Source organism: Pelagibacterium montanilacus (genome assembly GCF_003992665.1).
Lineage (GTDB): Bacteria > Pseudomonadota > Alphaproteobacteria > Rhizobiales > Devosiaceae > Pelagibacterium > Pelagibacterium montanilacus.
Window position 1 is genome coordinate 27,120 of record NZ_RZMX01000015.1, and the last position, 22,644, is coordinate 49,763.

At 65.1% G+C, this 22,644-nt stretch carries 27 protein-coding genes; 8 read left to right on the plus strand and 19 right to left on the minus strand.

Going from position 1 to position 22,644, the window contains the following annotated elements:
- Positions 1-30: 30 nt before the first annotated feature.
- Positions 31-1,254, minus strand: a complete 1,224-nt coding sequence (locus EO136_RS06780; protein ID WP_127143711.1) for an argininosuccinate synthase — start codon at positions 1,252-1,254, stop codon at positions 31-33.
- 173 nt (positions 1,255-1,427) lie between these two features.
- Here EO136_RS06780 and EO136_RS06785 point away from each other — a divergent pair, with 173 nt between their 5' ends.
- From EO136_RS06785 to EO136_RS06795, 3 genes are all read left to right on the plus strand, one after another.
- Entirely contained in the window at positions 1,428-2,078 is a 651-nt protein-coding gene (locus EO136_RS06785; RefSeq protein ID WP_127143712.1) for a LysE family translocator, read from the plus strand.
- Positions 2,079-2,085: 7 nt separating this feature from the next.
- A complete protein-coding gene (locus EO136_RS06790) occupies positions 2,086-2,937 on the plus strand; it encodes a 23S rRNA (adenine(2030)-N(6))-methyltransferase RlmJ (protein WP_127143713.1) in 852 nt (283 codons plus the stop codon).
- 75 nt (positions 2,938-3,012) lie between these two features.
- Positions 3,013-3,201 (plus strand): YqaE/Pmp3 family membrane protein, encoded by a 189-nt coding sequence (locus EO136_RS06795; protein WP_127143714.1) that lies wholly within the window; start codon positions 3,013-3,015, stop codon positions 3,199-3,201.
- 33 nt (positions 3,202-3,234) lie between these two features.
- On the opposite strand, the gene rlmN is transcribed toward EO136_RS06795, so the two are convergent.
- The 4 genes from rlmN to thpR form a co-directional block, all read right to left on the minus strand.
- Positions 3,235-4,434 (minus strand): dual-specificity RNA methyltransferase RlmN, encoded by a 1,200-nt coding sequence (gene rlmN / locus EO136_RS06800; protein WP_127143715.1) that lies wholly within the window; start codon positions 4,432-4,434, stop codon positions 3,235-3,237.
- Positions 4,435-4,593: 159 nt separating this feature from the next.
- Complete coding sequence (locus tag EO136_RS06805) at positions 4,594-5,115, minus strand: invasion associated locus B family protein (RefSeq protein WP_127143716.1); 522 nt, start codon at positions 5,113-5,115, stop codon at positions 4,594-4,596.
- A gap of 83 nt (positions 5,116-5,198) precedes the next feature.
- Entirely contained in the window at positions 5,199-5,732 is a 534-nt protein-coding gene (locus tag EO136_RS06810; RefSeq protein WP_127143717.1) for an invasion associated locus B family protein, read from the minus strand.
- A 205-nt stretch (positions 5,733-5,937) separates the two neighbouring features.
- Positions 5,938-6,480, minus strand: a complete 543-nt coding sequence (gene thpR / locus EO136_RS06815; protein WP_127143718.1) for an RNA 2',3'-cyclic phosphodiesterase — start codon at positions 6,478-6,480, stop codon at positions 5,938-5,940.
- Positions 6,481-6,700: 220 nt separating this feature from the next.
- Here thpR and EO136_RS06820 point away from each other — a divergent pair, with 220 nt between their 5' ends.
- Positions 6,701-7,426 (plus strand): Bax inhibitor-1/YccA family protein, encoded by a 726-nt coding sequence (locus tag EO136_RS06820; RefSeq protein ID WP_127143719.1) that lies wholly within the window; start codon positions 6,701-6,703, stop codon positions 7,424-7,426.
- Positions 7,427-7,588: 162 nt separating this feature from the next.
- On the opposite strand, the gene EO136_RS06825 is transcribed toward EO136_RS06820, so the two are convergent.
- The 8 genes from EO136_RS06825 to ffh form a co-directional block, all read right to left on the minus strand.
- Positions 7,589-7,966: a DUF2794 domain-containing protein gene (locus EO136_RS06825; RefSeq protein WP_246018283.1), complete on the minus strand. Its 378-nt coding sequence runs from the start codon at positions 7,964-7,966 to the stop codon at positions 7,589-7,591.
- A 266-nt stretch (positions 7,967-8,232) separates the two neighbouring features.
- The gene (locus EO136_RS06830) at positions 8,233-8,967 is read right to left on the minus strand and encodes a DUF1223 domain-containing protein (protein ID WP_164730474.1); all 735 of its coding nucleotides are present in this window, start codon (positions 8,965-8,967) and stop codon (positions 8,233-8,235) included.
- A 44-nt stretch (positions 8,968-9,011) separates the two neighbouring features.
- Complete coding sequence (locus EO136_RS06835; protein ID WP_127143722.1) at positions 9,012-10,454, minus strand: protein adenylyltransferase SelO family protein; 1,443 nt, start codon at positions 10,452-10,454, stop codon at positions 9,012-9,014.
- Between the two features lie 129 nt (positions 10,455-10,583).
- Positions 10,584-11,141: a 50S ribosomal protein L19 gene (rplS, locus tag EO136_RS06840; RefSeq protein WP_127143723.1), complete on the minus strand. Its 558-nt coding sequence runs from the start codon at positions 11,139-11,141 to the stop codon at positions 10,584-10,586.
- Between the two features lie 128 nt (positions 11,142-11,269).
- Positions 11,270-11,980, minus strand: a complete 711-nt coding sequence (gene trmD / locus EO136_RS06845) for a tRNA (guanosine(37)-N1)-methyltransferase TrmD (RefSeq protein ID WP_127143724.1) — start codon at positions 11,978-11,980, stop codon at positions 11,270-11,272.
- Between the two features lie 3 nt (positions 11,981-11,983).
- Entirely contained in the window at positions 11,984-12,538 is a 555-nt protein-coding gene (rimM, locus tag EO136_RS06850; RefSeq protein ID WP_127143725.1) for a ribosome maturation factor RimM, read from the minus strand.
- Between the two features lie 6 nt (positions 12,539-12,544).
- Positions 12,545-12,946 carry a 30S ribosomal protein S16 gene (rpsP, locus tag EO136_RS06855; RefSeq protein ID WP_127143726.1) on the minus strand — a complete coding sequence of 134 codons (402 nt, stop codon included), beginning with the start codon at positions 12,944-12,946 and terminating at the stop codon, positions 12,545-12,547.
- A 37-nt stretch (positions 12,947-12,983) separates the two neighbouring features.
- Positions 12,984-14,576 carry a signal recognition particle protein gene (ffh, locus tag EO136_RS06860; RefSeq protein WP_127143727.1) on the minus strand — a complete coding sequence of 531 codons (1,593 nt, stop codon included), beginning with the start codon at positions 14,574-14,576 and terminating at the stop codon, positions 12,984-12,986.
- Positions 14,577-14,854: 278 nt separating this feature from the next.
- Between ffh and dapF the strand changes: the two genes are divergently transcribed.
- From dapF to EO136_RS06880, 4 genes are read left to right on the plus strand one after another with little or no spacing between them, the layout of a single operon-like run.
- The gene (gene dapF, locus EO136_RS06865; RefSeq protein ID WP_206513284.1) at positions 14,855-15,718 is read left to right on the plus strand and encodes a diaminopimelate epimerase; all 864 of its coding nucleotides are present in this window, start codon (positions 14,855-14,857) and stop codon (positions 15,716-15,718) included.
- Positions 15,715-16,980 (plus strand): tRNA (N(6)-L-threonylcarbamoyladenosine(37)-C(2))-methylthiotransferase MtaB, encoded by a 1,266-nt coding sequence (gene mtaB, locus EO136_RS06870; RefSeq protein ID WP_127143728.1) that lies wholly within the window; start codon positions 15,715-15,717, stop codon positions 16,978-16,980. The genes dapF and mtaB overlap by 4 nt, the downstream gene beginning before the upstream one ends.
- Positions 16,977-18,344: a signal recognition particle-docking protein FtsY gene (ftsY, locus tag EO136_RS06875; protein WP_127143729.1), complete on the plus strand. Its 1,368-nt coding sequence runs from the start codon at positions 16,977-16,979 to the stop codon at positions 18,342-18,344. The genes mtaB and ftsY overlap by 4 nt, the downstream gene beginning before the upstream one ends.
- Positions 18,345-18,350: 6 nt before the next feature.
- On the plus strand, positions 18,351-19,049 hold the full coding sequence (locus EO136_RS06880; protein WP_127143730.1) for a septation protein A: 699 nt from the start codon (positions 18,351-18,353) through the stop codon (positions 19,047-19,049).
- On the opposite strand, the gene EO136_RS06885 is transcribed toward EO136_RS06880, so the two are convergent.
- The 6 genes from EO136_RS06885 to ccmA form a co-directional block, all read right to left on the minus strand.
- Complete coding sequence (locus tag EO136_RS06885) at positions 19,034-19,555, minus strand: GFA family protein (RefSeq protein WP_127143731.1); 522 nt, start codon at positions 19,553-19,555, stop codon at positions 19,034-19,036. The genes EO136_RS06880 and EO136_RS06885 overlap by 16 nt on opposite strands.
- Before the next feature lie 121 nt (positions 19,556-19,676).
- Positions 19,677-20,228 carry a DsbE family thiol:disulfide interchange protein gene (locus EO136_RS06890; protein ID WP_127143732.1) on the minus strand — a complete coding sequence of 184 codons (552 nt, stop codon included), beginning with the start codon at positions 20,226-20,228 and terminating at the stop codon, positions 19,677-19,679.
- Positions 20,225-20,389, minus strand: a complete 165-nt coding sequence (ccmD, locus tag EO136_RS06895; RefSeq protein ID WP_127143733.1) for a heme exporter protein CcmD — start codon at positions 20,387-20,389, stop codon at positions 20,225-20,227. The genes EO136_RS06890 and ccmD overlap by 4 nt, the downstream gene beginning before the upstream one ends.
- Positions 20,386-21,159, minus strand: a complete 774-nt coding sequence (locus EO136_RS06900; protein WP_127143734.1) for a heme ABC transporter permease — start codon at positions 21,157-21,159, stop codon at positions 20,386-20,388. Before EO136_RS06900 ends, ccmD begins: the two co-directional genes overlap by 4 nt.
- Positions 21,160-21,166: 7 nt before the next feature.
- Positions 21,167-21,829 (minus strand): heme exporter protein CcmB, encoded by a 663-nt coding sequence (gene ccmB / locus EO136_RS06905; RefSeq protein ID WP_127143735.1) that lies wholly within the window; start codon positions 21,827-21,829, stop codon positions 21,167-21,169.
- Positions 21,826-22,476: a heme ABC exporter ATP-binding protein CcmA gene (gene ccmA, locus EO136_RS06910; protein WP_127143736.1), complete on the minus strand. Its 651-nt coding sequence runs from the start codon at positions 22,474-22,476 to the stop codon at positions 21,826-21,828. The genes ccmB and ccmA overlap by 4 nt, the downstream gene beginning before the upstream one ends.
- Between the last annotated feature and the right edge of the window lie 168 nt (positions 22,477-22,644).

The window sequence follows — 22,644 nt, forward strand, 5'->3', positions numbered from 1 at the left end:
AGACTTTAAGCTCTCCAACCGGGACCCTGCTCACCCTCCGGTGCGCATCCGGCGTGCGCCATAGGTCCTCAGCCGCAGCCCGTTCAGGCGGATGAAGCCCTCGGCGTCGTGGTGGTCATAGGTGCCCGTGCCCTCCTCGAAGGTCACCAGATCCTCCGAATAGAGCGAATAGGGCGAAGTGCGGCCAACGACATGGGCCGAGCCCTTGTAGAGCTTGAGGGTGACCTCGCCGGCGACATAGTCCTGGCTTGTGTCGATCAGCGCCTGGAGCATCTCGCGTTCGGGGCTGAACCAGAACCCGTTATAGATCAGCTCGGCATAGCGCGGCATGATCTCGTCCTTGAGGTGCGCGGCGCCGCGATCGAGGGTGATCGATTCGATCCCGCGATGGGCTGCCAGAAGGATGGTGCCGCCCGGGGTCTCGTAGATCCCGCGGCTCTTCATGCCCACAAATCGGTTTTCAACCAGGTCGAGCCGGCCGATCCCGTGCTTGCCGCCCAATTCGTTGAGCCGGGTGAGCAGCGCAGCGGGAGAGAGGGTCTCGCCATTGACCGAAACCGCATCGCCCTTCTCGAACCCAACGGTGATGGTCTCGGGCGTATTGGGCGCGTCCACGGGATCGACCGTACGCTGATAGACGTATTCGGGCGCCTCATTGGCCGGATCCTCGAGCACCTTGCCTTCAGAGGAGGTGTGAAGAAGGTTCGCGTCCACCGAGAAGGGGGCCTCGCCGCGCTTGTCCTTGGGCACCGGGATCTGGTTGGCCTCGGCATATTCGATCAGGCGCGTGCGGCTCTGCAGGTCCCATTCGCGCCAGGGCGCGATCACCCGGATCGAGGGGTCGAGCGCATAGGCGGAAAGCTCGAATCGCACCTGGTCGTTGCCCTTGCCGGTGGCGCCATGGGCGACAGCGTCGGCCCCGGTTTCGTGGGCGATCTCGACGAGGCGTTTGGAAATCAGCGGGCGGGCGATCGAAGTGCCCAGAAGATACACCCCTTCATAGACCGCGTTGGCGCGGAACATGGGAAAGACATACTGGGACACGAACTCCTCGCGCAGGTCCTCGATGTAGATTTCCTTGATGCCCATCATCTCGGCGCGCTGGCGGGCGGGCTCGAGCTCCTCGCCCTGACCCAGATCGGCAGTGAAGGTCACCACCTCGCAGCCATATTCGTTCTTGAGCCATTTCAGGATAATCGAGGTGTCGAGCCCACCGGAATAGGCGAGGACGACTTTTTTGATGTCTTTGCTCATGGGCGCCAATCTTGCTCGTCGCGCTGGAATAAATGTTGGCGCACACTAATCAGATCGCCCGCTGACTGGCAACATTGGCCGCATGTCCGTACGCCCTGCGCCGCCCTATGGACAGCATGAACCCGCCCGGTGCATGCTCGCGCGCCGACGCTCCAAGCCCTATGACCCCCGCCATGCCCACCTATTTCCCCGATCCCGCCATCATGGCCACCTTTGCGGTGGCCGCCCTCGTGCTCGCGATCACGCCGGGCCCGGACATGGCCCTTTTCATCTCGCGCACCATCAGCTTCGGGACGCGCCACGGGCTCGCCACCGTCGCAGGCGCGATCACGGGCATAACGGTCCACACGCTTCTGGTCGCCTTCGGGATTTCCGTGCTGATCCTCACCGCACCGGCCGCTTTCATGGCCCTCAAGATGGCCGGGGCGCTCTATCTGTTGTGGCTGGCAATCGATGCCCTGCGCTCTGGCGGCGGGTTGACCGTCACGCGCAGCCATCGCGGCAAGCCCCCCTCGCTGTTGGGCAGCTATCTCAAGGGGCTCGGAATCAACCTCACCAATCCCAAGGTGGCGCTGTTTTTCGTGACCTTTCTGCCCCAGTTCGTCTCCCCCGCGGATCCAAATGCCAGCGGCAAGCTGATTTTTCTCGGCCTCGAATTCGTGGTGGTTTCGCTGCCGGTGGTCTTTGCCATCGTCTTTTCCGCCCGCTGGCTCACCGCGACCCTCGCCGGCTCCCCGGTGGTCCAGAAGGCTCTCAACTGGAGCTTTGCGGCAGTCTTTGCCGCCTTTGCGGTCACCATCCTTACGGCCGAAGCCAGAAGATAGGACCACGATGAACTATCGCCACGCCTTCCATGCGGGCAATTTCGCCGACGTGGTCAAGCACGTCACGCTCACCCGCATCCTCGTCTATCTCATGGTCAAGGATGCTGCGTTCCGGGTCATCGACACCCATGCGGGGGTCGGGCTCTACGATCTCTGGGGCAGCGAGGCCGACCGCACGGGCGAGTGGCGCGAAGGCATCGCACGGCTCACCAGGGCCGAACTCGCCGCGCCGGCCGGTGCGCTGATCGCCCCTTATCTCGATGCGGTGCGGGCACAGAACACCGATAACGAGCTGCGCTATTATCCCGGCTCGCCCTTCGTCGTCCGGCACATGTTGCGCAAGCAGGACCGCCTGATGGCGCTCGAGCTGCATCCCGAAGATGCCGAGGCGCTCAGGTGCAATTTCGCGGGCGATATCCAGACCCGGGTCACCCAGCTCGACGGCTGGGCCGCGCTCGGCACCCACCTGCCACCCAAGGAGCGGCGCGGGCTGGTGCTGGTCGATCCGCCGTTCGAGCAAAAAGGCGAGTTCGAACGAATGGTCGGCGCGCTGGAAAGGGCCCACAAGCGATGGCCCACGGGCATCTATGCCTTCTGGTATCCAGTAAAAGACACCACGGAGGTCTCCCGCTACATCAGAGCGCTGGCAGCGACAGGCATTCCCAAGATACTGCGGCTGGAATTGACCATTCGCCCCGCCTCGAGCCCGCCGCGCCTTCACGGTTCGGGGATGATCGTGGTCAATCCGCCCTTCGTTCTGCGCGCGGAGATGGAAAAAATCCTGCCCGCGCTATCAGGGCTTCTGGCCGAAGCGGGCCGCGGGCGCTATCGCATCGAGGAGATCGCCGGGGAGGGGTAGAGCGCCGGAACATCTTGCCCGCTGCCGGGTTTACGCCCATATGTTCGAAAGACACACAACAACGGGCCCAGACTCATGACCTTCGGCGACTTCATCAGGATCCTGTTTTCGATCCTCATTCCCCCGCTCGGGGTCTTCCTGAGGGTGGGGTTCGGTTTGCACTTCTGGCTCAACATCCTGCTGACGATACTGGGCTATATCCCCGGGCTGATCCACGCCATCTGGATCATCGCCAGCCACCGCAACCGCGATGGCGTCATGTGACATCGCGGCCCGAGCGGCACCGTCGGCGTCTCCCTAAAGCATGAAGGCGTCGCGGTCCTTCTTCGTGAGCCGCTCGGTTTCCGACTTGAGCTGACCGCAGGCCGCAAAGATGTCGCGCCCGCGCGGCGTGCGCACCGGAGAGGCATAGCCCGCTCGGTTGACGATATCGGCAAACGCCTCGATCCGGTCCCAGTCCGAGCACTGATAGTTCGACCCCGGCCAGGGATTGAACGGGATCAGATTGATCTTGGCCGGGATCTTGGCCAGCAGCCGCACCAGCTCGCGCGCATCGGCGTCCGAATCGTTGATGTCCTTGAGCATCACATATTCGAACGTGATCCGCTTGGCGTTGGAAACGCCCGGATAACTGCGGCAAGCTTCGAGCAGCTGCTCGAGCGGCCATTTCTTGTTGATCGGCACCAGGACGTCGCGCAGATCGTCACGCACCGCATGCAGCGAGATCGCCAGCATCACCCCGACCTCACGTCCCGTAGGCTCGATCTGGGGCACGACCCCGGAGGTCGAAAGCGTGATCCGGCGCTTGGAAAGGCTCAGCCCTTCCCCATCAGAGGCGATCAGCAGGGCCTTCTTGACGTTCTCGTAATTGTAGAGCGGCTCGCCCATCCCCATCATCACGATATTGGTGATCGCGCGCGTCTCTCCGGACGGCACCAGCCCGTCGATGGGGCGTGAGCCACCGGGAAAATCCCCCAGCCGCTCGCGCGCCATCATCACCTGGGCGAGGATTTCCCCCGCCGAGAGATTGCGCACCAGTTTCTGAGTACCCGTGTGGCAGAACGAGCAGGTGAGCGTGCACCCGACCTGGGAGGAGACGCACAGCGTGCCCCGGTCCGATTCCGGGATATATACGGTCTCCACCTCGACCGGGGGCATATTGGGATGCTGGGGATCGCGGAAGCGAAACAGCCATTTGCGCGTGCCGTCCACCGAGACCTGTTCGGAGACGATTTCAGGCCGCCCGATGGTAAAGGCCTGAGCCAGCTCGGCGCGCAGCCCCTTTGCGATATTACTCATCGCATCGAAATCGGTCGCGCCGTTGACGTAGATCCAGTTCCAGAGCTGCTTGGAGCGCATCCGCGCATCGCGCTCGGAAAGGCCCATCTCGCCCAGCTGGGCGGCAAGCTCTGGCCGCGAAAGCCCAACGAGATCGCGTGCGCCCGAAAGCGGGGGCCGCACGGTGTTGGCATGATCGATATCGAGCGCGATGCTCATGGCGCACAATCCATTCTCGATGGCGGAACAGGCGATCTAAGTCCGGAACTCTGCGACAGGCACAAAGGCGCGCGATCAACCCGGACGCGATCGCGAGGTCACTATCATAGAGCGCCGGATTTGGCAAAACCGGGCGAAACCGGGCCGCACGGTCTGGACCTAGCAGGCCTCGTTTATGTCCCCGGAGGCGGCGGTGGCGCCCGCAAGCGAGAACGTCTGGCGCACCGAGACGCCCCGATCGCTGGTCCCGGTGATGGTCATGGTCGCCCCGGCGCGGATTGCGGCAGCGGCTTGGTCCGAAAGCCCCGTATCGGCCATCCAGGCGGCATCGCCACGGGTATAGAGCGCAAAACTCTGATCGCCCACCGCCAGCGTCGCCGTGCTGTCGGCGGCGAACTGGTAGCCGGCCACGAGGTTGATTTCCTCGCGCACGCTCTCGGCGGGCCGGTGGGTGATGTAGAAATAGGCTTCGGTGAACCCTTCGGGAACCGGTTCGGTGGCGGTGGGCCGGCTCAGGGAAAAGCAAACCTGACCGGTTCCCTCGCCCGCCGCATAGGCCGACCACGCGCTGTGGTCGCCCAGAATACGAACCGACTGCGCGGCAGCCGGAATGGCCATGAGCGCGCAGCCGGCCACGAGCAGGGCCGGCAAGGTTTTCAGTTGGGCGCGGGATATGGCCACGATGAGACCCTTCTGCTGTGTGTTTCCAGGCGGCGGTCCCGATCTCCCCTTGGCTGGAGACCGGATATCGGTACCGTCGCGGCTCACGCCGGGCAGTCCTGCGCCGCACGGTCGAGCGCGGCGGTAACCCCGCGCAGCGAATAGGTGTGACGCGTCTCGTTGCCGGCCCGCGAGGTGAGCTGGACCACCAGCGTCGAGCCAGCCCGCATGGAGCCGACGAACCCGGGCTCGTCTTCAGCGCTCGCCAGCCAACCAGCCTGTCCATCGGTCACCAGCGGATAGCGCTGGCCGTCCACGGTCATGGCCCCGTTGGCATTGGTCTCGTGGAGCGGGAAGCCGGAAGTCACGGCCACTTCGTTGCGATTGGACGGCCTTATCGTCACGATCACGCGATTGGTCGACCCGTGGTTGAGACTGCCCGGCTCGGTGGTCTGCGGCTGGGAGGCGACATAGCAGATTCTTTCTCCGGACACTTCGTCGGACCAGGCGGTCCAGAAGTCGAAGGTATCGAGCTGGGTGGCAGAGAGCGCAGGAGATGCCAGACCCAGCGCGAGCCCAACTGCCATCAATGCGCTCGCCGCAGCGCGGCATCCCAAGACGGCCATCGAAGACGTCATTGCCAAACCTTTCCTCATCGGGGCGTTGCTCGACTGAACCGGCAGGTTCGCCCATTATGGTTACCAAGCTGCAAACGCCGGGAAATTTCCCCTGACGCGTGCGGCAAAATCATGTGCAAATTTGTTCGCATTTTGACTTCCCATGCGTGAAGCCCCGGTATCGAAGGCAATTGTGCGCGATCGCTGCTGAATTGCGGCTGAACGCTCAGGCGGCCAGCGGATAGTCCTGCTCGACGATGTAGGGGCCCCCGCCCCCCGATTCGCGGGACGAATAGACCACGAACCGCCGGACGGAAAACGAAAGCGGCTCAAACCGTCCCGAAGCGGCGATATGGGCGGCCACCTCCCGGGCAGCGGTATCACGCAGACGTGCGAGGGTCACGTGGGGCAAGAATTTGCGTCCTTGTGGCGAAAGCAGCGCCACGCGGTGCAAGAGCCGCTCATGCTCGGCCTGCAGGTCGAGCAGCTCGGGATGGGGCACAACCCCTGCATAGAGCGCCCGCGGCTTGTTGCCGCCGAAAACCGCCAGCCGGTCGAGCGTGATCGTGAACGGCTCGCGATAGCCCGCGCGGTCCAGCGCGTCGAGCGCCTCTTGGGCGCTTCGGTGGTCTACCTCCCCGATATAGCGCAGGGTGATATGGTAGTTTTGCGGGTCAATCCAGCGCGCCCCGTGCAGCCCGCCGCGCTTGAGCGACAGGGCAAAGCCGATCGATGGGGGAATTTCGATGCCGGTGAACAGCCTGGGCATGATCTGGCTCCCGGGAAATTGAAATGGCCGGCACGAGGCCAGACTCTAGCGCGAGATGGCGACCAAGGGAAACACCTCCTGGCGCCCGATCCTCCACCCGCACCCTGTTCACACCGGTTTTTCTTGTAAATCGGCAGGGCCATCGCCATATTATCAAGCAATTGGCGCGTGCCCGGAAAAAGGGCGTGCCCATGCAACACGTATCGAGGATGGAGACATTATGGCAGAACTCGACCGTAGGGCCTACGCGTCCCGCGCCGGCACCGCCGCGGAGATCGATGAAGGCCTGCGCGCGCACATGCTGCGCGTTTACAACTATATGGGACTGGGCCTCGCCCTCACGGGCGTTGTCGCCTATTTCTTCTCGCAATGGACGCTGTCCGATCCCGCGATCGCGCAGGCGGTCTACGGCAGCCCGCTGATGTGGATCATCGCGCTGTCGCCCTTCGCCTTCGTCCTGGCGCTGAGCTTCGGCATCAACAAGATGAGCTTTGGCACAGCCCAGATCGTCTTCTGGGCGTTTGCGACGGTCATGGGTCTTTCGCTCTCGTCGATCTTCCTGGTCTACACCGGGGCGTCGATCGCGAAGGTCTTCTTTATCACCGCTGCGATGTTCGGCTCCATGAGCCTTTACGGCTACACGACCAAGCGTGACCTCACGAGCCTTGGCGGATTCCTGTTCATGGGCCTGATGGGCCTGATCATCGCGATGATCGTGAACATCTTCCTGGCCAGCCCGGTTCTCGACTTCGCCATCTCGGCGGTCGGCGTGCTGATCTTTGTGGGCCTCACCGCCTATGATACCCAGAAGATCAAGGAAGCCTATGCCGAGCACATAGGCCACGAAGGCCTCGGCAAGCTCGCCATCATGGGCGCCGTGACGCTGTATCTGGATTTCATCAACCTGTTCCTGATGCTGCTGCGTCTCTTCGGCAACCGCGAATAGCGCGCGACCCGACCCCAAACCATCAAGGGCCCGCGGATATCCTCCGCGGGCCCTTTTTTCATTCTGCGTCCAGGACGCCCTGCAGCGCTCCAGAGGCTTGAGCGCTGCCGCTACAAATCAAAGACTTAAAGCTCCTGTTCTGATTCAATCAGAACAGGAACTCTACCGGACGATGACGAGGTGGGGGTCAAGGATCCGCAGCACGGCATGCAGATCATGCCCGCGCTTGAGCACCCGTCCGTCCATCCCATAGACAAGGTACTGCCCCTGCTTGCGGGCCAGGCGGGGATCCTTCTCGATCACATAGAGCGGACGTTCGGAGGCCCGCTGGTAGATCGAGAACAGCGCACGGTCGCGCAGCATGTCGATCGCATAGTCGCGCCATTCCCCGGCCGAGACTTTCTTGCCGTAGACATTGAGGATGACCGCCAGTTCCGAGCGATGAAAACTGACTTTGGCCGGCGCCCGACCGCCGCGAAATCCGTCTCCTGCTGCAGGTGGTGTTTGAAGATTTCGCTGCTCGCCCGCGCCGTCCGTCAATCCGATGCTCCGCTTTCTGATCCGTGTCACATCACGGTCATGATCGCTCCGATTTTCCGGTCGCGCAACCCGGCCCGCACAATTGGGCGGCCATCCCCGGCCCGGTCGGAAAATGAACCTATTGGCGACACAATCTCTCCTCCACCAAGCCATATTGGGCCGCTAGAAACGATCATTGCCTCCAGTGGCCGGCCGGCCGGAATCACCGAGCCCCCAAACCTTGGTTCCGGTTGGCCGGTCGTTCTTTTGTCCGAACGATCAGATGATCAGGGTGTGGCGTCGATCACCGCGGCACCGACGATCGGACCGGGCAATTCCCCCACCTTTTCCTGCACCAGAATCGCCAGCCCGTCGCTTGAGGGCGAAGTAATTTCCGGCATTGGAAGCCTCAGGCTTGCCCCCTCCCTGGCGCTCCACATGCCTACGGCCTGGCGGCCGGTGACGATGTGGGTGTAGCTGAGCGACTTGCCCGAATTCTCGCCGCGCTCGATGGTCACGTCCCCGCGCTCGCGGAACGACACCAGCCAGATCACCGCGTCCGAGAACTGCCCGTTGCCCGGAATCTCGACCGCAAGGTCCTGCTGGTCTCCGCGGGCGAGCACGACGCCCACCGGCAGGGATTGCTGGGCCAGCACGTCCCCGATGCCCGCGATCTGCGAGCCGGGCACGCCGACCGCGCCATTGACCACGAATTGCGGGGTGTAGACGCGGTTTTTGCCCCAAAGCGAGGCATAGGATTTCTGCAGTTCCCCATGGGCGGGCAGCGCGAAGGTGTCTTCCCAGCCTACATAATCCCAATAGTCCACGTGATAGGCGAGCGCGATGATATCGTCGCGCGCGCCCAGCTGGGCGAGAAGCGCGTCGGCCGGCGGACAGGACGAGCATCCCTGGCTGGTAAAGAGCTCGACCACCGCACGCGGCTGTGCAGTCTCCTCGGCAACGAGCGGAGCGGTGCCAAGCGCAAGCGCCGAGCAGACGACGAGGCCGATGTGACGGATCATTCCCATGGGCCAGATTTGTAGGCCTATCCCGCCGCGCCCGCCAGTCACATGACGGTGAAATTTTCCTCTCCAGCCCCTTCCAGGCCACCTGGCCGGGGCGTATAGGCCTCTCTCATCTCCTCGATTTCCCCGAGCGCGCCCTTGAGGGGCGCCCAGTCGTCCCGGTCGGCAATGGCGCCCCACAGCGCTTCGACCTCCCCGATCAGCATGGTCCTGGGCCGCGTGCGGGCGAAATAGGAATGGGCGCGTGCATCCGGACGCGCGGAAAAACCGGCCATCTGTTCGAGGAGCGGCGCGAACGCCTCGCCGGCATGGACCGCCGCCAACGGGCTCGCCTCGAGCCGGGCGCGATCGCCCGGCCCGCCCCTCAGATCGAAATAAACCTGCTCATAGGGAGGCTTTGCGTCGTCCAGAGCGCGGAAGAACGCAACCACCAGCGCGTGGTTTTCGTCCGCATCCGGAGACGGCACGAGCCCGAGCCGATCGATCACGGCATCGGCAAGCTCGCGCTGGAAGGCAGGCCAGAACCGGTTGAGCTCGGGCTCGAGCGCCTCGGGGGTGGAGATGGGCAGCAGCGCTTCGGCAAGCCGGGTCATGGTCCAGGCCAGCGCGTCTGGCTGCCGGCCGAAGGCATAAAGCCCGGTCTCGTCGAAATACGCCGCGGTGAAATCGGGATCATAGGTGTCGAGAAACCGCCAGGGCCCGTAATCGAAGCACTCGCCCGTGATGTTGACGTTATCGGTATTGAGCACGCCATGGATGAAACCGGCCGCGACCATGCGCGCCCCGGTCCGCGCCACCGCCTCGCTCGCCGCCCCGAGAAGCGCCGGCGCGCCTTGCCCTGCGAGCGCGGGATAATAATGGGCGATGCAGTGCGCAACCAGCCGCTCGAGCCCCGCACTGTCATTGAGATAGGAGAGGCGCTGGAACGTGCCCACCCGGATATGGGAGTGCGAAAGCCGCACGAGGACACTCGACCGCGTCGGCGACGGCTCGTCCCCGCGCAGCAAATGTTCGCCCGTCTCGATGAGTGAGAAGCTCTTGGAGGTATCGACCCCCAGCGCTTCGAGCATGGTGGTGGCCAGGACTTCGCGCACGCCGCCCTTGAGGGTGAGCCGCCCATCTCCGCCCCGGGACCAGGGCGTGGTGCCCGATCCCTTGGTGCCCAGATCGAGCAGCCGCCCCTGCGCATCGAGAAGCTGGGCAAAGAGAAAGCCGCGCCCGTCCCCCAGGGCCGGATTGTAGCTCTGGAACTGGTGGCCATGATAGCGCAGGGCCAGGGGCTGGCCAAAGCTCCCCTCGATCGGCGCGAAGCGCCCGAAATGGGAGACCCAGGCATCCGTATCGAGGTCGCCAAGTCCCACCTTGCCTGCCCAGCGCTGGTTGCGATACCGCACGATGGTTTCAGGAAAGTCCGCAGGGGCAACCGGATCGAAGAAATCCGGGCCCAGCGCCTCATGGACGCGTGATGGTCTCAGTTTGGTCATGGCCCCTCAACGCCCCGAGGCGCACCGCGGTTCAATCGCGCCCTCACAGGACCCCATAACAGGCCCGGATACGAAAAGCCCGGCCACAAGAAGCGACCGGGCTCGAAAGTGTCGCGAAAAAGAGGCCGATTACTCGGATTTGGACTCTTCGCTGTTCTCTGCGGCTGCGGCCTCGGCGGCAGCGGCATCCTGAGCGGCCTTTTCGGCTGCTTCCTTTTCGGCCGTCTCGCGGGCGAGAGCCTCGGCAGCGGCGACCTTCTCGGCCTCGCGTGCGGCCTTGGCTTCCGAAGCGGCCTGACGCTCTTCGGCCTCGATCTTCTTGGTGCGCGCGTTGGTCGATTCAAAGATACGGGCGGATTTGCCGCGACGGTCACGCAGATAGTAGAGCTTGGCGCGCCGCACCTTGCCGCGCTTGAGCACTTCGATCCGGTCGATCATCGGGGAGAGCACCGGGAACACACGCTCCACGCCCTCGCCATAGGAAATCTTGCGCACGGTGAAGCTCTCGGCGATGCCCGAACCCGAGCGGGCGATCACGACGCCCTCATAGGCCTGCAAACGCTCTTTTTCACCTTCACGGATGCGCACCCACACCTTGACGGTGTCGCCCGGGGAAAATTCCGGGACCGAACGCTTGGCCAGAAGGGCTTCGCTCTGCTCTTTCTCGAGCTGCTGGATAATGTTCATGTCGTTGGATCCGTTCTGATCTTTTCACTGGAGCGCCCTTTGGGCACCCGGTCTTGGTTGGACGGAGCATTCCTGCACGTCGGCGCGGGCTATATATGGAATAGGCCCGCGAGTCCAGAGCCCAGCGGCTAGGGCCTGTAGCGCGCCCAGAGGTCGGGCCGGCGCGTCCGGGTCAGCTCCCTGGCCTGTTCGAGCCGCCACTGGGCGACCCTGCCGTGATCGCCCGAGACCAGAACGCCCGGAATCTCACGCCCCTCGAAACTCTGGGGCCGGGTATACTGGGGGTATTCGAGCAACCCGTCCTCGAAACTTTCCTCGCCCGCACTCGCCCCGGCGCCCAGAACACCGGGCAACAGCCGCGCCACCGCCTCGATCAGCACCATGGCCGCCACTTCGCCACCGGCCAGCACGTAATCCCCGATCGAGATCTCCTCGAGCGCCCTGGCGTCGATCACCCGCTGGTCGATCCCCTCGAACCGCCCGCAGACGATCACTGCACCGGGTCCGGCTGCGAGCGCGCGCACCCGCTCCTGGGTGAGCGGCACCCCGCGCGGGCTCATCACTATCCTTGGGCGCGTGTCGCCTTCCGGAGCGGCATGGTCGATGGCCCTGGCGAGGATGTCGGGCCGCAGAACCATGCCCGCCCCGCCGCCCGCCGGCGTATCGTCCACCGTCCGGTGCCTGTCGGTGGCAAAATCGCGCAGGGAATGGGTCTCGAGCGAGAACGCGCCCCGCTCTATTCCCCGCCCGATCACCGAAGCGCCCAGCGGTCCGGGGAACAGCTCGGGAAAAAGGGTGATGACCGAAGCCTGCCAGCCGGTTGTGCCGCCAGAAGCCATAGCTCAGGTGTCCTTGTCCTGGGGGTCGCGCGGCGTATCGTCAAGCCAGCCTTCGGGCGGCACCACCACGAGATGGCCTTGGGCAAGCGAGACCTCGGGCACAATCGCCCGTGTGAACGGCAGATAGGCCGAACCGCCCGCCTCGAGCCGCAGGTCAAGCAGATCATCGGCCCCGAAATTGACCACACCGGTCACCACCCCGAGAACCGCACCGTCACGGTCGAGGGCCTTCAGCCCGATCAGATCCGCGTGATAGAATTCGTCGTCTTCGGTCTCGGCCAGCTGCGCGCGGTCGATATAGAGCGAGACCCCGTTGAGCTTTTCGGCCCCAGTGCGGTCTTTTACGCCCGCAAGGCGGGCGATGAGCACGGTCTTGGCCGGTCGCGCCTTTTCGATGGTGACCACAAGGCCTGCCTGGTCGGTCAGGAGCGGACCATAGGAGGCGATGGCCATCGGCTCCTCGGTGAACGAGGAGAGACGGATTTCGCCGGAAATGCCGTGGGCCGCACCGAGGCGACCCACGAGAATGCGGTTGTCAGGCTTTTTGGCCCCGGACACCGAAGCTTACTCGGCGCCGGCTTCTTCGGCCGGTGCCTCTTCGGCCGGAGCCTCAGCAGCGGCCTTGGCGGCTTCCTCTGCGGCCTTCTTTTCCTCGAGGCGCTCGAGAGCCTTGGCGCCCGGCTTGGCCTTGTTGGGGTTGTTGCGCTCGGTGCGCTTGACCAGACCGGCGGCATCGAGGAACCGCTCGACGCGCTCGGTCGGCTGCGCTCCGATCGACACCCAGTGCTGGGCCCGCTCGGTGTCCAGAACGATGCGCTTTTCGTCGTCCTTGGTCAGCATGGGGTTGTACGAGCCGATACGCTCGATCACACGGCCGTCGCGCGGCGCGCGGGCATCGGCCACGACGATGTGGTAGTAGGGGCGCTTCTTGGAGCCGGCACGCGCCAGGCGGATTTTGATAGCCATGTCTTTGGTCTTTCGTCTTTGGAGTCGGAATTGAGGGTTACTTCTTCTTGCCGGGAAGGCCCGAAAGGCCGGGCAGACCCGGAAACCGCGAATTGCCGCCGAGCCCGGGAAGACCCGGACCACTGGACTTGGAGAGCTTGGAAAAATCGTCCGGGAGCTTTTCGGGCAGCGCCTTGGCACCCCCGGCCCCGCCGGTCAGCGTAGCCGGATCCACCCCGGCGGCGCGCGCCATCTCCTCGAGCTGGGCGGGGTCCATGTCCGCGGGCATGCCGCCGCCCCCAAGCATCTTCTTGCCCATGCCCCCGAACATCGAGGCCAGGCCACCGGCGCCGCCGCGCGAGACCTTCTTCATCATGTCGGCCATTTGCCGGTGCATCTTGATGAGCTTGTTGATCTCGGAAACCTCGACGCCCGCACCCTTGGCGATGCGCTTGCGCCGCGAGGCGTTGAGAAGCTCGGGCCGCGCGCGTTCGGTCTTGGTCATGGACTGGATGATCGCGACCTGCCGATCGAAGACCTTGTCGTCGAGCTTGTCGGGAGAGAGCTGCTTTTTCATCGCGCCCATACCCGGCATCATGCCCATGAGCGAGGCCATGCCGCCCATCTTCTTCATCTGGAGTAGCTGGCCCATCAGATCGTCCAGGTCGAACTGACCCTTCTTCATCTTCTTGGCCATCTTCTGGGCGTCTTCGGCGGTGACGTTGGCCGCGGCCTTTTCCACCAGCGAGACGATGTCGCCCATGCCCAGAATGCGGTCGGCGATGCGCTTGGGATGGAAATCCTCGAGCGCGTCCATCTTTTCGCCCACGCCGATCAGCTTGATGGGCTTGCCCGTGGCCGCGCGCATGGAAAGCGCTGCGCCCCCGCGCCCGTCGCCGTCAACGCGTGTCAGAACAATACCGGTGATGTCCACACGCTGATCGAACGAGCGCGCGAGGTTGACCGCGTCCTGGCCTGTAAGGCTGTCGGCGACCAGAAGCACTTCATGGGGATTGGAAACGGCCTTGATCTGGGCCGTCTCTTCCATCAGCTCTTCGTCGATATGGGTGCGCCCGGCAGTATCGAGCATTACCACGTCATAGCCGCCCTTGCGGGCGCTATCGAGCGCCCGGCGGGCGATCTCGACCGCCGACTGGCCGGAAACGATCGGGAGCGTATCCACCCCGATCTGGGCCCCGAGCGTCGCCAGCTGCTCCATGGCCGCGGGCCGGCGCGTATCGAGCGAGGCGAGCAGGACGCGCTTGTTCTGCTTTTCGCTAAGTCGCTTGGCGATCTTGCCCGTGGTGGTGGTCTTGCCCGAGCCCTGCAGGCCGACCATCAGGATGGCAACGGGAGCCGGGGCATTGAGCGAGATCGGGCTGCCCTCCTGGCCCAGCACCGCGACCAGCTCGTCATGGACGATCTTGACCACCTGCTGGCCGGGCTTGACCGACCGGGTGACCTCCACGCCCACGGCGCGCGCCCGCACCTGCTCGACAAAGGCGCGCACCACTTCGAGCGAGACGTCCGCCTCGATCAGGGCCCGGCGCACTTCCCGCAGCGCCGCCGAAACATCGGCTTCGCTCAGCGCGCCCCGGCCCGTAAGCCCGGAAAATATGCTGCCTAGGCGGTCGCTCAGGCTCTCGAACATGCTCACCAATCCCGTTGCTCTACTCGAAGGTCCGCTGCCAATATGGCGTCTTGTGCCACAAAACCAAATCGCACCCGCGGGCGCAACGCGCTGGCGGGTGGTGACCGCTCGCCTCTCGGGCGAGCCAGTGGCTCGGGTCACGGAACATGACTAGAGTTTGCGCGGCTTATACGGTCGGGTTGCCGGTGAGTCAACAAATCGAGGGGGAAACTGGAAATCGCGCCGCTTTTCCTCCATATAGGTCCCCATTACGCGACCCTCTGGCACCGAGCGAAACGATGACCGCGCCGCTGCGCTATCTCAAGATGAACGGACTGGGCAACGATTTCGTCGTGCTTGACGCGCGCGCGCGTCCTGTTTCGCTGGATGCCGACCAGGTGCGGGCGATCTCTGATCGCACGACCGGCATCGGCTGCGACCAGCTGATCGTCATCGAGCCCGACACGGTCCAGGGCGTGGATGCCTTCATGCGCATCTACAATGCCGAGGGCGGGGAAGTTGACGCCTGCGGCAACGCCACCCGCTGCATTGCCGGGCTTCTGGCCGGCGAGACGGGCCGCGATGCGATCACCCTGCGCACCAATGCCGATATCCTCAACGCCCGGATCGATGGCGACACCGCCAGTGTGGACATGGGCCGGCCCCGGTTTGACTGGAACGCCATCCCGCTCGCCGAACCCTTCGCCGACACCACCGCGATCGAGCTCCAGATCGGGCCGATCGACGCGCCCGTTCTCCATTCCCCATCCGTCGTCAATGTCGGCAATCCCCACGCCATCTTCTGGGTCGCCGATCTCGAGGCCCACGATCTGGCCAGGTTCGGCCCGCTCCTTGAGAACCACCCGATCTTCCCCGAACGCGCCAACATCACCATCGCCCAGGTGCTCGCGCCCGACCGGATCCGGATCAAGGTCTGGGAGCGCGGGGCGGGCCTGACCCTGGCGTGCGGCACCGCCGCGTGCGCCACCGCGGTCGCCGCCGCCCGCAAGGGGCTCACCGACCGGGCGGTGACCATCGAGCTCCCGGGCGGGGAGCTGCACATCCAATGGCGCGCCGACGATCACATTGTGATGACCGGGCCCTTCGCGCTCGACGGGGAGGGTGAGATTCCGGCCGCGCTTTTCACAGAGAGCGCCGCATGAGCATCGAGACCATCACCTTCGGCTGCCGGCTCAACGCCTATGAATCCGAAGTCATCAAGGCCGAGGCGGAAAAGTCCGGGCTCACCGACGCGATCATCATCAACACCTGCGCGGTGACCGCCGAAGCGGTGCGTCAGGCCAAGCAGTCGATCCGCAAGGCGCGGCGGGACAATCCCGGTGCGCGGATCGTCGTGACCGGCTGCGCCGCCCAGACCCAGGCGCGCGATTTCGGCGACATGGCCGAGGTCGATCTGGTGATCGGCAACAACGACAAGCTCAAGGCCGAAAGCTATCGCCCCATCGCCTTCGGGGTGCCGCTGAACGACAAGGTCCAGGTCAACGACATCATGAGCGTGACCGAGACCGCGGGCCACCTGATCGACGGGCTGGACGGGCGCGCCCGCGCCTTCGTTCAGGTCCAGAACGGATGCGACCACCGCTGCACGTTCTGCATCATCCCCTTCGGCCGGGGCCCCTCACGCTCGGTGCCCATGGGGGTCGTGGTCGACCAGATCAAACGGCTCTGTGACAATGGCTATCGCGAGATCGTCCTGACCGGCGTCGATATCACCTCCTACGGCGGCGACCTTCCCGGCACCCCCACCCTGGGCAAGCTCACCCAGTCGATCCTGCGCCACGTGCCCGAGCTGCCCCGCCTGAGGATTTCCTCGATCGATTCCATCGAGGCCGACCAGGCGCTTTACGATGCGGTGGCGTCCGACACCCGGCTGATGCCGCACCTGCACCTCTCGCTGCAATCGGGCGACGACATGATCTTGAAGCGCATGAAGCGCCGCCACAGCCGGGACGACGCCTTCGCCATCGTCGACAAGCTGCGCGCCCTGCGCCCCGAAATGGTGTTTGGCGCCGACATCATCGCGGGCTTTCCCACCGAAACCGACGCCATGTTCGCCAACACGCTCGATTTCGTCAAAAGGGCAGACCTCACCTATCTGCACGTCTTCCCCTTCTCGCCCCGCGAGGGAACTCCTGCGGCCCGGATGCCGCAGGTGGCCAGAGCGACCGCGAAAAAGCGCGCCGAGCAATTGCGCGCTCTGGGCGAGGAACAGTTCGCCCGCCTGTGCGCTTCCCGGGTCGGGCGCATGGAAAACGTGCTCGTGGAACGCGAAACCATGGGCCGGACCGAACAATTCGTGCCCGTCAGGCTCGAGGCCGGCACGCCCGGCGAGATCATCGCCGTCGAGATGGCCTCGGTTGCCCCCGAGGGTCTGGTGGCCCAATCCAGGAGACAGGCGGCATGAGCGACACCAGAAAGCCCGGCTTCTGGGGGCGGCTGTTCGGCGAAAAGCCGGCACCGAGTTCCGATGCCGAACAGGCGCTCGAGCGCGCGACCGAGGACCCGCGCGGCGAGGAGGAAAGCCTTAAGGCCCTGCGCGAGGAGCGCCGGGCCGAGGCGGCCCCGCAAGCCCCCGCAAGCGAGGAAGCTCCGGCCGGCACCAGCGACAATACCCCGGACGCCGCACCACCGGAAATGCAGGCCGAATGGCTCAAGGCCGGGCACCCCAATCCACCCGAGCACGAGCCGCCGGTGCCCGACGATATCCTCGACCCTCTCGACCAGCCCCGGGAGGTCAGGGAAAAGCGCGCGCTGAGCGCAGAGCCGGACCCCGAAGCTCCTGCGGCCTCCACCCCGGAGCCCGATGCCGCGCCCGGACAGCTTGAGCCGCAGCCCGCTCAGCCCGACGAACCGCAAGGCTGGTTCGCGCGGCTGAAATCGGGCCTCAAGCGCTCGTCCGACACACTGGGCACCTCGATCCAGGCGATCTTCACCAAAAGGCGGCTGGACGAAGCCACGCTCGAGGAGCTCGAAGACACCCTGATCGCCGCCGATCTGGGCATCGAAACCGCCACGGCGATCACCGACAGGCTCCGGGCCGAAAAATTCGACAGGGACGTAGCCCCCGAGGAGGTCCGCGCCACCCTCGCCGAGGAAGTCGCCGCCGTTCTCGCGCCGGTGGCCCGGCCGCTCGAGATCGATACGGGCAAAAAACCCTTCGTCATCCTGATGGTGGGGGTGAACGGATCGGGCAAGACCACGACGATCGGCAAGCTCACCGCCAAATACCGCTCGGAGGGAAAATCGGTGCTGCTGGCGGCCGGAGACACCTTCCGGGCCGCCGCCGTCGAGCAGCTGCAGGTCTGGGGCACGCGCTCGGATGTCGAGGTCCTGACCCGCCCAACCGGCGCGGATGCCTCGGGCCTTGCCTTTGATGCGGTGAAAAAGGGCCAGGAGGACGGCACCGATGTCGTGATCATCGATACCGCCGGCCGGCTCCAGAACCGCACCGAATTGATGGACGAGCTCGAAAAGATCATCCGCGTCATCAAGAAGCGCGATCCCGAGGCTCCCCACGCCACGCTTTTGACCCTTGATGCCACAACGGGCCAGAACGCCCTTAATCAGGTCGAAATCTTCGGCAATAAGGCGGGCGTGACCGGTCTGGTGATGACAAAGCTCGACGGCACCGCGCGCGGCGGCATCCTCGTGGCCATCGCGCAGAAATTCGGCTTGCCGATCCATTTCATCGGCGTGGGCGAGGCGATTGGGGATCTAGAGCCCTTTTCCGCCGACGAGTTCGCACGCGCCATCGCAGGCAGGGAGTAAGACCACATGGCCGACAGCCAGGCGAAATCGCAAGAGGCGGGCTGGGACGAACTCAAGCCCCAGATCATCAAGCTGGCCCTCGAGCTGGGCCCGCTGGTCGTCTTCTTCATCGTCAACGCCCAGGGCGAGCGCATTCTAGAAGCGTTCCCCGCGCTCCAGGCCTGGTTCAGCCAGCCCATCATCTTTGCCACCGCGGTGTTCATGGTCGCCATGGCGATCTCGCTGGTGCTTTCCAGGATCATCATGAAGCGCATCCCCGTGATGCCGCTGGTCACCGGCGTCGTGGTGCTGGTCTTTGGCGGCATGACGATCTATTTCCAGGACGCGTTGTTCATCAAGCTCAAGCCCACCATCACCAATGTGCTGTTCGGCTCGGTCCTTCTAGGCGGGCTGGGCTTTGGCCAGTCGCTGCTGCGCTATGTGTTCGGTGAGGTCTACCGGCTCAAGGAGCGCGGCTGGTACCTGCTCACCCTGCGCTGGGGCCTGTTCTTCTTCTTTCTCGCCATCGTCAACGAGGTCGTCTGGCGCAATTTCTCCGACGATTTCTGGGTGGCCTTCAAGGTCTGGGGCATCATGCCCATCACCATGGCCTTCGCCATTGCTCAGGTGCCGCTCCTGACCAAATACGCCCCGGACGGGCACGAGGCCGAGGAGGCCGCCGATCCGGTCAAGGCCGCGGCCAAGGGCGCTCAGAGCGAGATGTGAGGATAAGGCGCAAGGCGCGGCCGCCGAAAGCCCATCGAGATCCACGCGCCCAGAACCTTGAGAAAAAACCGCCCGGTGTGCCCCGCGTGGCGCGAGGCCGCATCTGGATAGGGCAATGCCGACGCCCGGTGCCGCGTCATCACCCGCATTTCGATCGCCGGACGATCCTCGGGCGCCAGCCGGTCGCGATAGACCGTGACCCAATGAGCCGGGGCCACATCGAGGAACATGGGCGTGTTGCAGCATGTCGCGATCACCCTTCGGGTGGGCGAAGAGGGAGCGAGCCTGAACTCGGCCAGCCGATCCGCGCCCCTCTGCACCGAGACACGGTCCTTGCGCACCAGTACATAGGCCGTGCCCCGATCGGCTTCGAGCGGCGTGTGCGTGCCTTCCAGCCGGCCGATCGTTCTGCCCGCGGCCTGACAATCGTCGCAATAGCAGACCGCCGATAGGAACGGCCGAGCCTTCAGCGCCAGTTCCACCTGCCCACATGCGCAGCGTGCCATTGATGTCTCCGGACCGCGCGTCATGGTCGTCCCCGGCAATGATTCGGTGGGGCATTTCGTGCCCTGACCGATTGTGGGCCAGGAAAAGCCTCAGGCCAAGGCTATTTCAGCCCCGATCCCGTCAGCGTCCTGCAGCTTCCTCGATGGCCGGAAGCAGCCGCTCGGCGTAGCTCTCGGCAGTCAGCGGACCCACATGCTTGAAGGTGATGATGCCCTCGGCGTCGACCACGAAGGTCTCGGGCACCCCGTAAACCCCCCATTCGATCCCCGCCCGGCGGTCCCGATCGGCCCCCACCCGGGCGTAGGGATTGCCCAGCTCGGCAAGAAAGGCCCGGGCATTTTCGGGCGGATCGTCATAATTGATCCCGTAGACGCGCGCCACATCCCGCTCGGCCAGATCCATGAGAAAGGGATGCTCGGCCCGGCACGGCACGCACCAGCTCGCAAAGACGTTGACCACCGACACCCCGTTGCCCGCCAGGTCCGCCGTGCCGAACCCGGGCTGATCGTGCCCCTCGAGCGCGGCGAGCGCGAACGCGGGGGCCGGCCTGTCGAGCAGCGCCGAGGGCACATAGGACGTGTCACGGCCCATCAGCGCCGCAAAGACCGCGACGAGCCCGGCCAGCACCACGAGCGGCACCAGCGCGAGAACGATGCGCGCCCGGCCCGTCACCGCCGGTCCCCGGCCCGCTCGCGCGCCGCTTCGAGCGCAGCGATCCGCGTCCGGGTGCGCCGCGCATCGGCCGCGATCCAGGTCACCAGTCCGCCGATGACGACTGCGGTTCCGACATACGCCGCCGCGATGAACCCGAAATGGGCGCCCAGCGCGATCATCGCGCGCCACCTTCGGCCCGCGCCAGCGCGGTCTGCAGGCTCCGCACGCGCCGCTTGCCGATTTCGGTGCGCATGCCCACCAGATGAAGCGTGAGGAACAGCACCGAAAAGGCGCCGGTCATCACGAGCAGCGGTACCAGCATGGCCGTATCGATGGTCGGACCGTCCAGCCGGAACACCGAGGCCGGCTGATGGAGCGTCTGCCACCAGTCCACCGAGAACTTGATGATCGGGATGTTGATCGCCCCCACGAGGGTGAAGACCGCGATCACCCGTGCCGCCTTGAGCTGGTCGTCAAAGGCGCGCCAGAGCGCGACGATCCCGAGATAGATAAAGAGCAGGATCAGCGTCGAAGTCATGCGCCCGTCCCATTCCCAGAACGTCCCCCAGGTGGGCCGGCCCCACATCGACCCCGTAAAGAGCGCCAGGGCCGTGAACGCGGCCCCCAGCGGCGCGGCCGCCTTCTGGCTCACATCGGCCATGGGGTGGCGCCAGACCAGCGTGCCGATGGCCGACACGCACATGACCCCATAGCAGAACTGGCTCAGCCAGGCGCTGGGTACATGCACATACATCATGCGCACCGTGTCCCCCATCTGGTAGTCGGCAGGCGAGCCGGGAAACGCAAAATAGAGCCCGACCGCAAACAATGCGATGCACAGCAGCGCGAGCGGCACCACCAGATGCCGGCTCCAGCCCAGGAACAGCCCGGGATGGGCAATTCGCGTCCACAGGCCCGGCGGACCAGAACGGTTTTCGGTAGCGCTCATCAGTGCCCTATTCTCCAGAGATCTTCAGCGCCGCCGCGGCCGCGAACGGCGCCATGGCCACCGATACGAGGCTCAGCGCGCCCAAAAGCAACACCGCCTGACCCTGCGCCGCCATCGCCGAGGCGCTCAACGCGCCCGTGCCGAAAATAAGCACAGGCAGGGTCAGGGGCAAGATCAGCACCGGTGCGACAAGTCCGCCCCGGCGTAAACCCACCGTGATCGCCGCGCTGATTGCCACGAGCGCCGTGAGCGCGGGCGTGCCGATCACCAGAACCCCCACCGCCGCCAGAGCGGTCATGGGCTCGAGCCCCAGCATCACGCCCATCAGCGGCGCGGCAATGATGACGGGCAACCCGCCGGTGATCCAGTGCGCCACGAGCTTGGCCCCGACGATCGCCTCGAGCGGCAGCCCCGCGTGACGAAAAGCCAGAAGCGAGCCATCCTCGTGATCGGCCCGAAACAGTCTGTCATGGATCAGAAGCTGGGCGAGCAGCGCCGCGATCCAGATGATGCCGGGCGCGATCCGCGCGAGCAGCGCCCGATCGGGGCCAACCGCGAGCGGCACGAGCACACCGATGCCGATAAAGAGAACGAGCAGCGTCAGTAGATCTCCGCCCTGGCGCAGGGAGAGGCGCAATTCACGCCCGATGATCGCCCCGATCGCGCTCACAGCAATGTCTCCCCGCCAAGGTCGAGCACCCGCACCCGCGCGTCATCCTCCTCTATGCCCAGGGGAATATGGGTCGCCGCGACCGCAAGCCCACCCCGGGCGAGATGGCCAAGCACCAGTTCGCGCACCCAGCGCGCGCCCGCATCGTCGAGCGCGGATGTGGGTTCGTCCAGGAGCCACACCGGCCGGGGCACGGCCACCAGCCGTGCCAAAGCGAGACGCCGGGTTTGCCCAGCCGAGAGAATAGCGCAGGGCGCATCGGCCAGACGCGCCAGCCCGCTCGCCGCGAGCGCATCGGCGACGCGCTCCTGCCGGCCCTCGAGAACCCGCGTCCAGAAGACGAGATTTTCCCTGACCGTGAGGGTATCCTGGACCGCCGAACGATGGCCGACCAGATGGATGAGCGTCCTCGGCTCGGTCTCGGGATCAGCGCCAACCCATTCTATCTTCTTGTCTTTTTCCCCGACCAGCCCGGCGAGCGTCAGGAGCGCCGAGCTCTTGCCGGCCCCGTTGGGGCCCCGCAGCACGAGGGCCGAACCCGGCGGGACCGAGAGGTCCACATCCTCGAAGACGACCCGCCCACCCCGCACGCAACTGACGCGGGGAGCAGAGAGCGAAACGGGCCGGTAACCGGTCGATGGGTCCATCGCGCTGCAATAGTCGTCCCAAGTCCGCACTGGCAAGTGCAAACTGGATTCATTATAGAGAAGCCAGTTTCAGGTACCGGCCCGCCGGCGGTGGAGGATCGCGCTTTTTGATGGCGCGGGAGGCGCCGTTTGGCCCGGCGGAACGGCCCCAAGCCTGCTTGCAATAAG

Excerpts from the sequence above, each read along its gene's own strand:
- EO136_RS06780 (WP_127143711.1), bottom strand. The coding sequence starts at position 1,254 with ATGAGCAAAGACATCAAAAAAGTCGTCCTCGCCTATTCCGGTGGGCTC.
- EO136_RS06785 (WP_127143712.1), top strand. The coding sequence starts at position 1,428 with ATGCCCACCTATTTCCCCGATCCCGCCATCATGGCCACCTTTGCGGTG.
- EO136_RS06790 (WP_127143713.1), top strand. The coding sequence starts at position 2,086 with ATGAACTATCGCCACGCCTTCCATGCGGGCAATTTCGCCGACGTGGTC.
- EO136_RS06795 (WP_127143714.1), top strand. The coding sequence starts at position 3,013 with ATGACCTTCGGCGACTTCATCAGGATCCTGTTTTCGATCCTCATTCCC.
- rlmN (WP_127143715.1), bottom strand. The coding sequence starts at position 4,434 with ATGAGCATCGCGCTCGATATCGATCATGCCAACACCGTGCGGCCCCCG.
- EO136_RS06810 (WP_127143717.1), bottom strand. The coding sequence starts at position 5,732 with ATGACGTCTTCGATGGCCGTCTTGGGATGCCGCGCTGCGGCGAGCGCA.
- thpR (WP_127143718.1), bottom strand. The coding sequence starts at position 6,480 with ATGCCCAGGCTGTTCACCGGCATCGAAATTCCCCCATCGATCGGCTTT.
- EO136_RS06820 (WP_127143719.1), top strand. The coding sequence starts at position 6,701 with ATGGCAGAACTCGACCGTAGGGCCTACGCGTCCCGCGCCGGCACCGCC.
- EO136_RS06830 (WP_164730474.1), bottom strand. The coding sequence starts at position 8,967 with ATGATCCGTCACATCGGCCTCGTCGTCTGCTCGGCGCTTGCGCTTGGC.
- EO136_RS06835 (WP_127143722.1), bottom strand. The coding sequence starts at position 10,454 with ATGACCAAACTGAGACCATCACGCGTCCATGAGGCGCTGGGCCCGGAT.
- rplS (WP_127143723.1), bottom strand. The coding sequence starts at position 11,141 with ATGAACATTATCCAGCAGCTCGAGAAAGAGCAGAGCGAAGCCCTTCTG.
- trmD (WP_127143724.1), bottom strand. The coding sequence starts at position 11,980 with ATGGCTTCTGGCGGCACAACCGGCTGGCAGGCTTCGGTCATCACCCTT.
- rpsP (WP_127143726.1), bottom strand. The coding sequence starts at position 12,946 with ATGGCTATCAAAATCCGCCTGGCGCGTGCCGGCTCCAAGAAGCGCCCC.
- ffh (WP_127143727.1), bottom strand. The coding sequence starts at position 14,576 with ATGTTCGAGAGCCTGAGCGACCGCCTAGGCAGCATATTTTCCGGGCTT.
- dapF (WP_206513284.1), top strand. The coding sequence starts at position 14,855 with ATGACCGCGCCGCTGCGCTATCTCAAGATGAACGGACTGGGCAACGAT.
- mtaB (WP_127143728.1), top strand. The coding sequence starts at position 15,715 with ATGAGCATCGAGACCATCACCTTCGGCTGCCGGCTCAACGCCTATGAA.
- ftsY (WP_127143729.1), top strand. The coding sequence starts at position 16,977 with ATGAGCGACACCAGAAAGCCCGGCTTCTGGGGGCGGCTGTTCGGCGAA.
- EO136_RS06880 (WP_127143730.1), top strand. The coding sequence starts at position 18,351 with ATGGCCGACAGCCAGGCGAAATCGCAAGAGGCGGGCTGGGACGAACTC.
- EO136_RS06885 (WP_127143731.1), bottom strand. The coding sequence starts at position 19,555 with ATGGCACGCTGCGCATGTGGGCAGGTGGAACTGGCGCTGAAGGCTCGG.
- ccmD (WP_127143733.1), bottom strand. The coding sequence starts at position 20,389 with ATGATCGCGCTGGGCGCCCATTTCGGGTTCATCGCGGCGGCGTATGTC.
- EO136_RS06900 (WP_127143734.1), bottom strand. The coding sequence starts at position 21,159 with ATGAGCGCTACCGAAAACCGTTCTGGTCCGCCGGGCCTGTGGACGCGA.
- ccmA (WP_127143736.1), bottom strand. The coding sequence starts at position 22,476 with ATGGACCCATCGACCGGTTACCGGCCCGTTTCGCTCTCTGCTCCCCGC.